Raw genomic sequence first — 11,936 nt, 5'->3', positions numbered from 1 at the left:
TCTTCTAGTCATGGGGTGTTGTTTTTATGATACACTTAGCTATCAAATCATATATTCTACACTATAGCTAGCGTCTGATAAGATACGAGCCAGAAACTGCTTGGTTCGTTCTTCTTGTGGACGACTAAAGAAATCGTGGGGATTGTTCTCCTCTACGATACGGCCTCCATCCATGAAAATAACGTGGTTGGCGACATCTCTAGCAAATCCCATCTCATGCGTGACGACCACCATGGTCACACCTTCTCCCGCCAACTGTTTCAGAACATCCAAAACATCTCCAACCAACTCAGGGTCTAGTGCTGATGTTGGTTCATCTAGCAAAATGACCTCGGGTTTGACGGCAATAGCACGCGCAATTCCTATTCGTTGTTGTTGCCCTCCAGATAGTTGTGAAGGGTAGTAGTCTTTGTAGGCCAGTAAACCAACTTTTTCCAAGGCAGATTCTGCACGTTTGAGCGCTTCTTCCTTGGGAACTTTACGAGCCACGATTAGGCCTTCTAGAATATTTTCCAGAGCAGTTTTGTTTGCAAAGAGATTGTAGTGTTGGAAAACAAAGGCTGTTTTTTGGCGAATTTCTAGAATGTCTTTCTTGCTCAATTTGGATAAGTCATAGGTCTTTCCCGCCAAGGTCAAACGGCCACTGTCAGCTTTTTCTAAGTGATTAAGACAACGGAGAAAGGTCGTTTTCCCCGAACCTGATGGTCCTAAAATAACGACGACATCCCCTTGGTTAACCTGAAGATTGACATCCTCCAAGACCTGCCTCTCACCAAATGTTTTTGCGATATGTTCTACTTGTAACATCCTGTCCTCCTATACGAAACGCGCGCTAGATGCTTTTGCACTTTTTTCTTTTTTCACATAGCCTTTTTCCAGTAGGGAGAAGCCCCACTGAATCAAACCACAGATCAAAATATACTGCAAAAAGATCACAAAATAAGACTCAAAATACTGGTAACCGTAGGACGCTTCTACACGAGCAATAGCGGTGATGTCCTTGATAGTCATAACAAAGACCAGGGAGGTCCCTTTGACGATATTGATCACCAGATTGGCCAAGTTAGGCAAGGCTGAGCGCAAGGCTTGAGGAAAAACAATCCTTAGATAGGCCTGGGTCGTAGTCAAGCCAATCGCATGCGCTGCCTCTAGTTGTCCCTTGTCCACCGTCAAGATGGCTGAACGCAAAATCTCCGATAAACTCCCGACTGTCATCAAACTATAAATGATAAAGGCATAATAGAGAGGATCAAGCTTGAAAATATCAAAGTCACTTCCTATGCTTTTGAGAAATTGATTCAGCAGGCTTGGAAACAAACTATAAAAGAAGAGAATCAATAAAATCGGAGGAGTCGCTCGGATAAAGGCCAGATAGACCAGAGAAAAACTCCTCACACCTCGAACCTTGTAAATCTGCCCCAAGGCTAAAAATAGAGCCGGTAAAAAGCTTAAGACCATAGCCACAATCATGATAATCAAGGTGATTGGCACACCCTTCAAGGTCTCCAGAAAGGTCTTTACAATATAGTCTATATCCATTTCTTACCTCCCTTTTGTTTCCAAAGACTTCTCAAGCAAACGACTCAAGCTAGAAATAACCAAGGCAATCCCCCAGTAAAGAAGCGCAACTGCCGTATAGGTTTCCAGAGAGTAGTTCCCTAAATTGCGACTAATCAAGAGATTGCCTGCCCCCATAACATCAACAAAACCAATCGTATAAGCCAAGGCAGCATCCCGCATGAGATTGAGAATAGCGGTCGTTATATTGGGAAGAGCAACTTGAAAAGCTTGAGGAAAAATGATTCTCCAAAAAGTCTGACTTGGAGTCAAACCAATACTAAGCCCGGCCTCTGTCTGCCCCTTTGGAATAGCTTGATAGGCCGCCTTGAAAACCTCGGCAACAATAGCCGCAAACAAGAGAATCATCGTCAAGAGAACAAAAATAGTTTTAGACCAGTTGTTGATGTCCAAACCAAGCCACCATTTCAGAAATTCTGGCAAGCCATAAAAGACTAGAAAAAGCAAGACAATCGGCGGTGTACAACGTAGGGTAAAGATATAGCCTTTGGAAATCGCTGCAAAACTCTTGTCTTCTCCTACTTGTGCCCAGGCCAAGAGACCTCCAAAAAGGGACCCAAGAAGAGTGGTAAAAAAGAGAATGGACAAGGTCATAGGAAGTGCCTGCCATAAGGTTGGCAAAAACTGAAAGACCTTGGAAAAATCATAAGAAACCATGCAAAACCCTTTCTAGTCTTGGAATTTCTGGTCTAGTCTTTGTCTACGTAACTAAAGACATCTTCTTTAAAGTATTGCTGAGATAGCTTAGCAAGCGTGCCATCTTCCTTCAACTCTTTGATTGCTTTTTCATATTCTTTAGCGAATTTCTCACCCTTTTCATCACGGTGAATCAAGGGATAAGTTGGAATACCCTTGTATGGGAACCAGCTGAGTTTATCCGCATATTGGTGGTAAGGGCCATCTTCTGCGGTAACTGCTTTTTCAAAGGACAGTTTGATATCAAAGAAGGCGTCATAACGTCCTTCTAAGACCCAGGCATAGGCATCTGCCACTTTAAAGGATTCAGCTGCTGTTAGCTCAATCGGTGCATCCTGATGTTTTTCATTGTAGCTGGTGATAACATTCCATTGAGCATTCTGTGGGGAGATGGGAACCAATTTCCCTTTATTCTTAGCAAAGTCATCAATGGTTTTGTATTTCTGTTCATCTTCTTTTCTGACAGTAAATCCAATGATGCTCGCTCCGACTGGTTCAGATGGAATGACAAACTTTTTAGCTCGTTCTTCTGTGTACCAAGCTCCCTTGGTTCCGATGTCATACTTGCCTGATTCCAGACCAATCAAAAGGTCGTCATCACTGGTACCCGTATATTCAAATTGATAGTTTGCCAACTTCTCATCAACAGCCTTCAAAACAGCTACTTCATAACCATCTGATTCCCCTTTTTCATTGACAAAGTCATAAGGTACATAATTTTGTGTATGGGCAACCTTCAAGGTTATGACTTCAGCAGACGAAGCCGTTTCTCCCTCCTTGGCTGGAGCACCAGCTAAACTTCTCCCGATAATCGTTGCCCCAATTACTGCAACCACTGCTACACCACCGATAATCCATGCTTTTTTACTCATCTTTTTCTCCTTTAGTTTTCAAGCGCTTCTCTAACCCACTGGATACGTTCAACTGCGATATCACTTGGAATGGTACAATCTGCCCCAAGTACCAAGCCCTGTTCCCCAGCTTCTGCAACTAGTTTCTTTGCCTCAGCCTGAATGGCATCCTTGCTACCAGTATACAGTAAGCCCGTCTTGCCATTTTCGAATCCTCCAAGAACCGTACGTCCCTTGAAAATCTCACGACCTTCCTTGAGAGTGATTCCCTCCGGTCCTACAGCCCAGTTAAAGACTTGGGCTGGATAGTCTGCAAAAAGGTGAATATCATTTCGCGCCCCCTCGTAGCCACAGATATGAAGAACTGTGACGCCACCAACAGCACTAGCTGCTTCCAGAACCGATATCTCGCTAGGGGCAATGACGGCTTGATACTCTGCTGCCGACACTCGTTGATCTTGGATACTCTGCACGCTGAGGTAGATTCCATCAGCACCAGCCTCTTCGATAACAGCTCGGCTGAGACTCGCAATATCCTCTGCAATCACATCCAACACCTTCTTCAGAGCTTCAGGATCTTCCACCAGAAAATCTGCAATGAGGTCATCTCCACCAGACACTTCCCCAAGCAACCACTTGAGATAGGTCACAGGAGCAAAAATATTGTAAATCGCAACAATATCTTCTGTAAACTCTTGCTTGATTTTCTTAACCAAGTCCACCTGCTCTTTTATCCAAGCATGATCTGGTCCGAGTGGTTGAATGGTTGCCAATTCTTGAAGTGATTTGTCTTTGGCAATCGCTGGATTTGGATAAGCAAAGTAGCCATCACTCATGAGTTTGATAAAGTCTGGCTGAACTTCTCGGATAAAGCGCTTATGGCCCTCAATATTCTTCTCGATAATGACTGGATTTGAGAAACCGTGTAGCCATTCGTCTTCGGATGTGAAATGGTGCCAAAAGCCAACTGGCACACGATCAACCTTTTCACCTTTAAATGCTTTTAAAACCCATTCTTTTTTTTCTGACATTCTTATTCTCCATTTCTTACTTTTTCAACTAATAAACTGCTTGCGATATCATTCGAGCGTAGAAAGGGGAGACTGGACTTGGAAAAATCCTGAACTCCACGACATCTCTCTCCATTTTTGCAGTGCTGATTTTTTACGACGCTTATGGCAACCAAAGCCAGCAAACCGACAACTGCAATGAAGATGCCCCATCTTTTACTTTTCATAGCTCCTCCTTTTAGAGAACAGCTGCCTGCCGAATCCAGTCCAACCTCTCTAAGTCAAAGTCATCTGGAACAGTACAGTCAGCTCCCAGAAGAACACCTTTACTACCCGCTTCAGCCAGCAACCGCCTTGTTTCATTTTGCAATTCTACCTTGGAACCTTGATAAAGCAAACTTTTCTTGCCATTTTCAAATCCACCTAAAACGGCCTTGCCTGGAAACAACTCTTGCCCCTGTGTCAAACTAACATCCTCATGATGAGTCGCCCAGTTGACCACTTGAGCTGGATAGTCCTTAAATATCGTCACATTATTGCTCGCACCTTCAAAACCACAGATATGAAGGATATTGGTCCCACCCACCTGATTAGCTGCCTCCAAAATCGCTATATTGCTCGGTTCGATATAGGTTTGGTAAAGTGCTGGCGTGATGCGCTCATCTTGAATTTCCTGAGTGCTGAGGTAAATCCCGTCAACTTCACCTTGCTGGATGATTTTCTGAGTTAGGATAGCAATATCTCCTGCAATCACATCTAGAATCGCTCTGAATTGCTCAGGATTTTCAAGCAACAGATCAGCCACTTCCCTATCTCCTCGAGAAGTTTCTGTACGGAACCAGCGCTTGAGGTAGGAGATAGGCGAAAAGATATTGTAGAAAGAAGCAATCTCTTCGGTAAAGGTCTCTCGAATCGCTTGTACCACTTGCACCTGTTGCTGAATCCATGGGTGTTCCTCACCAATCGACTCAATAGAAGTCAGCTCCTGAATGCTTGCAATCGTAGGACTATAAACATTACTTGGATAAAGGAAAAAACCGTCACTCATAATTTTGACAAAATCAGGGCGAATCCTTTCCACATAGTTACGATGCCCGTCAACACTTTTTTGAAAGATACGTGGATTATTTAATCCCTGCCCCTTTTCTTCGAGTGTTACAAAATGAAACCAAAATCCCACAGGAACTCTTTCCACTTCATCGCCTCGAATCGCTCTAAAGACTAGCTCTCTTTTACTTGCCATACCTCTCTCCTTCCATTTGGATTGAAACCATCTTACCACTCCTTTTCCCCTTTTCCCAATATATATTGACTATCAACTCGATTGGAAATTTTTATATCTATAAAGAAAAAAATCCCTAAAAAGCTTGATGTTACTAGCCTTTCAAAGATTCACTTTATTTTCATCTATTTTTCAAAAAGGAGTTGATATAGATTTTCTATCAAGCCGATTGGAAATTTTTATATCCATCTTCATTCCCAAATTAAGTACATAATTTTATCCTAATACCAAATTACTACTGAAAAATTTCTTTTCTCTCGATATTTCCTTGCACAAATCCCATGAAAACGCTACAATATTAATAGACTATTATTAGGAGGATGGGATTATGAAAATATCCAAAGTTACTATTACAATTACTTCTACACTTGCTTCCGTCATTTTACTGACTGGCTGTGGCACAAATTCGGCAAATTCACAGACAACACAAAGCAGTACATCTGATAATCAGGTTACCATGACCTATGATCAGTTGCGTTCAAGAGAAAATACTATGTCAACTCTTTGGTATCAAAAAGCAGCTGAGACCAAGGCACTCTATCTACAAGGTTACAATGTCGCTACTGATCGTTTGAAAGAACTACTAAAAACACAGACAGATAAACCCTACTCTATCGTTTTGGACTTAGACGAAACCGTATTAGACAATAGCCCTTATCAAGCTCAAAATGTCAAAGACGGAACAGCATTTACCCCAGAAAACTGGGATGTCTGGGTAAAAAAATCCGCAGCCAAGGCTGTACCAGGCGCTAAAGACTTCCTCCAATTTGCAGACAAAAACGGTGTCCAAATTTACTATGTATCTGACCGCACGATAGATCAGGTAGATGATACGATCAAAAACCTAGAAAATGAAGGAATCCCTGTACAAAGCCGCGATCATCTCATGTTCTTAGAAAAAGGCGTCAAATCTAAAGAAGGTCGTAGACAAGCAGTCCAAGAAAAAACCAACTTAGTCATGCTACTAGGAGACAATCTTGTGGACTTTGCAGAGTTTTCAAAGACCTCTGAAACTGAGCGCGACCAAAAATTAGAGGAATTACAAAAAGAGTTTGGTGAGAAATTCATCATTTTCCCTAACCCAATGTACGGATCATGGGAAAGTACTGTATACAATGGTAATAAATTGGATGCCAAGGGTCAAACTGAAGAGCGCCAAAAAAACTTACAAGGTTTTGATAAATAAAATAAGAGAACTATCTACCAGTTTACACCAACCACAAGATATCGTATTTGTGAGAATATCAAAAAAGACGATTTCCGCTTGGATAATCGCCTTTTTTGCTATTTTATCTTGTACTTGGTATAAACTAGTATATATTCCACTAGATAGTATGCTCTATCGCTTGTACCACTTCCACCTGTTGCTGAATCCATGGGTGTTCCTCACCAATCGACTCAACTGATTGGATTTTTTTATAACCCTTCTTTCATGGCAAAGTAAGCACGCACTTTTGGTGCGACTTGCGTTCCAAAAAGTTCAATAGCTCTCAAAACTTGATCATGAGGCATGGAACCAAGCGGTAGATGGAGCATGAAACGGTCCAAGCCTAAATCCTCAATCATGCGAATCAATTTTTCTGCTACCTGGTCTGGATTTCCCACAAACATGGCACCATTTGGACCAACTTGCTCCAAATATTGCTCATAGGTCAACTCCTGCCAGTGTGGACGGTCCTTGGAAATCGCATCCACCACTTGCTTAGTCGGATGGAAATAATCTTTTACAGCCTGTTCGCCATCCTCAGCAATCCAGCCCCAAGAATGAGCCCCCACTTTCAGGTCTTTATCCGCATGACCGGCATCCCTTCCAATCTCACGATAAGCTTGAATCAGCTTTTTAAAATAACGCGGATTGCCACCGATAATGGCATAGACAATCGACAGCCCTGCCCGAGCAATCTTCACTGTTGATTCGACATGGCCACCTGTCGCCACCCACAATGGCAATTTGTCCTGAACAGGACGGGGATAGACTTCTTTGCCAGAAATCGTTTGGGTCAATTGACCTTGCCAATTCACTTTGGTGCTTTCATTTGCCAACTGAAGCAGATCTAACTTTTCATCAAAGAGAGTTTCATAGTCTTTCAAGTCATAGCCAAACAGTGGGAAAGACTCGGTAAATGAACCACGCCCAGCCATAATCTCTGCCCGTCCATTTGACAAGGCATCGATGGTAGCATATTGTTGGAACAAGCGAATCGGATCCATACTCGAGAGAATGCTGACCGCACTAGTCAAACGAATCTTTTTGGTATTGACTGCCCCAGCTGCAAGAACAATCTCTGGCGCCGATACCGCAAAGTCCTCCCGATGATGCTCCCCAATCCCGTACACATCCAAACCAACCTTATCAGCCAGCTCAATTTCTGCCACCAACTGACGAATGCGTTCATCATGACTGTAAATCTGCCCGGTCGCTTCTAGAGCTGTTGTTTCACCAAATGTTGAAATTCCTAATTCTACCATCCTGTTTCCTCGCTATCTCTTTTAGTTTTAGGGTATTTTATCACTAATTAGTTTTATTTCCAATAAATTTGCTCATTAGAAAAAGTCTAGATGAACTAGACTTTCTTAGCTTATTCTACTGTTACTGACTTAGCAAGGTTACGTGGTTTGTCCACATCAAGGCCACGGTGGAGTGTTGCAAAGTAAGCGACCAATTGCGTTGGTACGACCATTGAGATTGGTGAGAGGTAAGGGTGGACGGTCGTAAGGACGATATCGTCTGTCTCTTTAGCAACATTTTCTTCTGCGATAGTGAGAACCTTAGCACCACGGGCTGCAACCTCTTGGATATTTCCACGAGTGTGGTTAGCAAGGATTGGATCTGACAAGAGGGCCAAGACAGGCGTTCCTTCTTCAATCAAGGCAATGGTTCCATGCTTGAGTTCTCCTGCCGCAAAGCCTTCACACTGGATGTAAGAAATCTCTTTGAGTTTGAGGCTCGCTTCCATGGCTACATAGTAGTCTTGACCACGTCCAATGTAAAAGGCATTGCGAGTGGTTTCAAGAAGGTCACGAACCTTGGCATCAATGGTTTCTTTTTCAGAAAGAGTTGATTCGATAGACTGAGCTACGATTGACAACTCATGAACCAGGTCAAAGGCTTGCGCTTTGGCATTGCCGTTTGCCTCTCCGACTGCTTTTGCAAGGAAGGCAAGGGCTGCGATTTGCGCTGTGTAGGCCTTGGTTGATGCCACGGCAATTTCAGGTCCTGCGTGAAGAAGCATGGTATGATTGGCTTCACGTGAAAGGGTTGAACCTGGGACGTTTGTCACTGTCAAGCTTGGGATTCCCATTTCATTAGCCTTGACCAAAACCTGACGGCTATCCGCTGTTTCACCAGACTGACTGATAAAGATAAAGAGTGGTTTCTTGCTGAGAAGTGGCATACCGTAGCCCCACTCAGATGAGATTCCAAGTTCAACAGGTGTATCTGTCAATTCTTCCAGCATTTTTTTAGAAGCAAATCCTGCGTGGTAAGATGTCCCAGCTGCAAGAATGTAAATACGGTCTGCATCTTGAATAGCCTTGATGATAGCTGGGTCAACGACTACTTGACCAGCCTCATCTGTGTAGGCTTGGATGAGTTTACGCATAACCGTTGGTTGCTCATCAATTTCCTTGAGCATGTAGTAAGGATAAGTCCCCTTACCGATATCTGACAAGTCGAGCTCAGCAGTATAGCTAGCACGCTCACGACTGTTACCATCATAGTCTTGAACTTCGACGCTATCAGCCTTGACGATTACCAACTCTTGGTCATGAATTTCCATGTATTGGTTGGTCTCACGAATCATAGCCATAGCATCTGAGCAGACCATGTTGTAGCCTTCTCCAAGACCAATCAAGAGTGGTGATTTGTTCTTAGCGACATAGATGACATCTGGATTTTCAGAGTCAATCAAGGCAAAGGCATAAGAACCACGAATGATGTGAAGGGCTTTTTTGAAGGCTTCAAGAACTGAGAGACCTTCTTCTTCTGCAAATTTCCCAATCAAGTGAACAGCGATTTCCGTATCGGTTTGCCCCTTGAAGTGGTGACCTGCAAGGTATTCTTCCTTGATTTCAAGGTAGTTTTCAATCACTCCATTGTGCACCAAGACAAAACGTCCCGTCTCAGAGCGGTGTGGGTGAGCATTATCTTCCGTTGGTTTCCCGTGAGTCGCCCAACGCGTATGTCCGATACCTGTTGTTCCCTCAACACCAGTAGTTTTAGCAGACAATTCTGCGATACGACCGACAGCCTTGACTAGATGATTTTCAGCACCACCTAGGACAAAAATCCCCGCAGAATCATAGCCACGGTATTCGAGCTTTTCAAGCCCTTGAATCAAAATATCAGTTGCATTTGTGTTTCCAACAACACCAACAATTCCACACATAGTATATACGACACAGACCAGCTGTGCTTTCTCCTTAAATTGGTATAGTCTAATTCTCGCTTTACGGAATCAGCAAAAACAGTATATACTTGTTTTTCTCACTTGTCAAGGATAAAAATTGGTATAGTTTTTCTATCTGGTATTTTATCAAGATTTCACTTGATACCTGACAAGTCGGCATCAATTACTTATAATAAGGGGAGGAGGTATTCGCCATGTGGTTTTTCTTCGCACTTTTATCAGCTATCTTTGCAGCCTTAACGTCAATTTTAGCCAAGATTGGGATTGAAGGAGTTCCATCCAATCTAGCAACTGCTATTCGTACAGTCGTCGTCATTCTTATGGCCTGGGCTATGGTTTTCTTGACCAATAGTCAGACCGAAATTGTCAACATCAGTAAAAAAAGTTGGCTCTTTCTCATCTTATCAGGCTTAGCCACTGGCGCCTCCTGGCTCTGCTACTACAAGGCCCTACAGATGGGCAATGCGACTGAGGTATCTGCTGTCGATAAATTCAGTCTCGTCATTACCCTCGTTCTAGCCTTTTTCTTCCTACAGGATGTCCTGACGTTTAAAACAATTATTGGCTGTATCCTGATTACGATTGGGACCTTGGTGATGATATTGTAATAAAAAGTGAGATGAACACCATCTCACTCTTTTTATTCTTAAAATCCATTATGGTCGCTGAGTTCCTTGAACCAATGGCCTGATTTTTTTAGACGACGTTCCTGTGTTTCCAAGTCAAGCTCAACTAGACCGTAGCGGTTTTTATAGCTATTGAGCCATGACCAGCAATCAATAAAGGTCCAGATTAAGTAACCCTTACAATTGGCTCCGTCTTCAATGGCACGGTGAAGTTCACGCAGATGTCCTTTGACAAAGTCGATACGATAGTCGTCCTGAATCATGCCATTCTCACGGAATTTATCCTCACCTTCAACACCCATGCCATTCTCTGTCAACATCCACTCAATATTACCATAATTTTCTTTGATATTTTGAGCGATATCATAAATCCCCTGCTCGTAGATTTCCCAACCTCGGTGAGGATTGATTTTACGGCCCGGCATGATATAAGGCTCGTAAAAATGTTCTGGCAAGAGGGGACTGTCTGGATGTTTAGCAAAACGCGGCGCCATAACGCGCAAAGGTTGGTAGTAGTTGACTCCAAGGAAATCAACTATGTTCTCGCGAATGAGTTCTAACTCTTCAACAGTGTACTCTGGCAGCAAATCATGCTCAGCTAAAATTTCCACCAATTCCTCTGGATAAGCTCCCAAGACAGACGGATCTAGGAAAGATTGAGCTTGGAAGAGGTCGGCAATGCGCGCAGCCTTGACATCCGCAGGATGCTGGCTACGTGGATAGGCTGGTGTCAAGTTAAGTACAATTCCAATCTTAGAGCCAGGCAGAATCTCATGACAGGCCTTAACCGCAAGACTACTAGCCAGTTGCGTATGATAGGCAACCTTAACCGCTGCTTTGGCATCCACCTTGTGAGGATAATGGGCATCATAAAAATAACCAAATTCTACGGGGACGATGGGTTCATTAAAGGTAATCCATTGGTCTACCAAGTCACCGTAAGTCTCAAAACAAAAACGAGCATAGTCTTCATAAGCCTTGACAGTTGCCTTATTTTCCCAGCCATCACCAGCTTCTTGAAGGGCAAAAGGCAGGTCGAAGTGATAGAGATTGACTAAGAGACGAATCCCCTTGGCCTTAATAGCCTCAAAAACCTGACGGTAGAAAGCCACCCCTTGCGGATTGATCTCTCCACGACCTTGCGGAAAAATACGAGACCACTGGATAGAAGTTCGGAAGGCTGTATGCCCAGTCTCTACCAAAAGCTCAATATCCTTTTCCCAGTTTTCGTAAAAAGTCGATGTTTTATCAGGTCCAATTCCATTGTAGTAACGATTTGGCTCTACTTGGAACCAATAATCCCAGAGATTGTATCCCTTGCCGTCACCAGGTACACGACCTTCTGTCTGTGGTCCAGAAGTAGAGGAACCCCAGACAAAATCCTTTGGAAATTTTAACATTATTATACCTCTTAACTTGATGATGTATTCTTCACTCTCATTATATAGAAAAAACAAGGTAAAAACTAGTTACATTTTTGCCTT

At 43.1% G+C, this 11,936-nt stretch carries 12 protein-coding genes; 2 read left to right on the top strand and 10 right to left on the bottom strand.

Annotation, left to right across the window (positions count from 1 at the left end):
- Positions 1-42: 42 nt before the first annotated feature.
- The 7 genes from B7717_RS04810 to B7717_RS04780 are packed head-to-tail and all read right to left on the bottom strand — an operon-like array spanning position 43 to position 5,378.
- A complete protein-coding gene (locus B7717_RS04810) occupies positions 43-807 on the bottom strand; it encodes an amino acid ABC transporter ATP-binding protein (protein ID WP_000942256.1) in 765 nt (254 codons plus the stop codon).
- Between the two features lie 9 nt (positions 808-816).
- The gene (locus tag B7717_RS04805) at positions 817-1,539 is read right to left on the bottom strand and encodes an amino acid ABC transporter permease (protein ID WP_000350563.1); all 723 of its coding nucleotides are present in this window, start codon (positions 1,537-1,539) and stop codon (positions 817-819) included.
- Positions 1,540-1,542: 3 nt separating this feature from the next.
- Positions 1,543-2,235, bottom strand: coding sequence for an amino acid ABC transporter permease (locus tag B7717_RS04800; protein WP_000255460.1), 693 nt, complete (start codon positions 2,233-2,235; stop codon positions 1,543-1,545).
- A gap of 32 nt (positions 2,236-2,267) precedes the next feature.
- Positions 2,268-3,146 carry a transporter substrate-binding domain-containing protein gene (locus B7717_RS04795; RefSeq protein WP_049520823.1) on the bottom strand — a complete coding sequence of 293 codons (879 nt, stop codon included), beginning with the start codon at positions 3,144-3,146 and terminating at the stop codon, positions 2,268-2,270.
- Positions 3,147-3,157: 11 nt separating this feature from the next.
- Positions 3,158-4,156: a uroporphyrinogen decarboxylase family protein gene (locus B7717_RS04790; protein ID WP_084856564.1), complete on the bottom strand. Its 999-nt coding sequence runs from the start codon at positions 4,154-4,156 to the stop codon at positions 3,158-3,160.
- Between the two features lie 2 nt (positions 4,157-4,158).
- Positions 4,159-4,362: a hypothetical protein gene (locus B7717_RS04785; RefSeq protein ID WP_000837741.1), complete on the bottom strand. Its 204-nt coding sequence runs from the start codon at positions 4,360-4,362 to the stop codon at positions 4,159-4,161.
- An 11-nt stretch (positions 4,363-4,373) separates the two neighbouring features.
- Entirely contained in the window at positions 4,374-5,378 is a 1,005-nt protein-coding gene (locus tag B7717_RS04780) for a uroporphyrinogen decarboxylase family protein (RefSeq protein ID WP_042902943.1), read from the bottom strand.
- A gap of 367 nt (positions 5,379-5,745) precedes the next feature.
- On the opposite strand from B7717_RS04780, the gene B7717_RS04775 reads away from it, so the two are divergent.
- Complete coding sequence (locus B7717_RS04775) at positions 5,746-6,603, top strand: 5'-nucleotidase, lipoprotein e(P4) family (RefSeq protein ID WP_042902944.1); 858 nt, start codon at positions 5,746-5,748, stop codon at positions 6,601-6,603.
- Positions 6,604-6,833: 230 nt separating this feature from the next.
- On the opposite strand, the gene B7717_RS04770 is transcribed toward B7717_RS04775, so the two are convergent.
- Together B7717_RS04770 and glmS are read right to left on the bottom strand one after the other, a co-directional pair.
- Complete coding sequence (locus tag B7717_RS04770; protein ID WP_042902945.1) at positions 6,834-7,886, bottom strand: LLM class flavin-dependent oxidoreductase; 1,053 nt, start codon at positions 7,884-7,886, stop codon at positions 6,834-6,836.
- Between the two features lie 110 nt (positions 7,887-7,996).
- Positions 7,997-9,805, bottom strand: coding sequence for a glutamine--fructose-6-phosphate transaminase (isomerizing) (glmS, locus tag B7717_RS04765; RefSeq protein ID WP_084944301.1), 1,809 nt, complete (start codon positions 9,803-9,805; stop codon positions 7,997-7,999).
- Between the two features lie 215 nt (positions 9,806-10,020).
- On the opposite strand from glmS, the gene B7717_RS04760 reads away from it, so the two are divergent.
- Positions 10,021-10,434, top strand: coding sequence for an EamA family transporter (locus B7717_RS04760; RefSeq protein WP_000264204.1), 414 nt, complete (start codon positions 10,021-10,023; stop codon positions 10,432-10,434).
- Positions 10,435-10,472: 38 nt separating this feature from the next.
- Here B7717_RS04760 and B7717_RS04755 read toward each other — a convergent pair whose 3' ends face one another.
- Positions 10,473-11,852 (bottom strand): glycoside hydrolase family 1 protein, encoded by a 1,380-nt coding sequence (locus B7717_RS04755; protein WP_000911363.1) that lies wholly within the window; start codon positions 11,850-11,852, stop codon positions 10,473-10,475.
- Positions 11,853-11,936: the final 84 nt, after the last annotated feature.

Source organism: Streptococcus oralis subsp. oralis (assembly GCF_002096495.1).
Lineage (GTDB): Bacteria > Bacillota > Bacilli > Lactobacillales > Streptococcaceae > Streptococcus > Streptococcus oralis_CU.
This window is presented reverse-complemented; position numbering and strand designations above follow the sequence as displayed.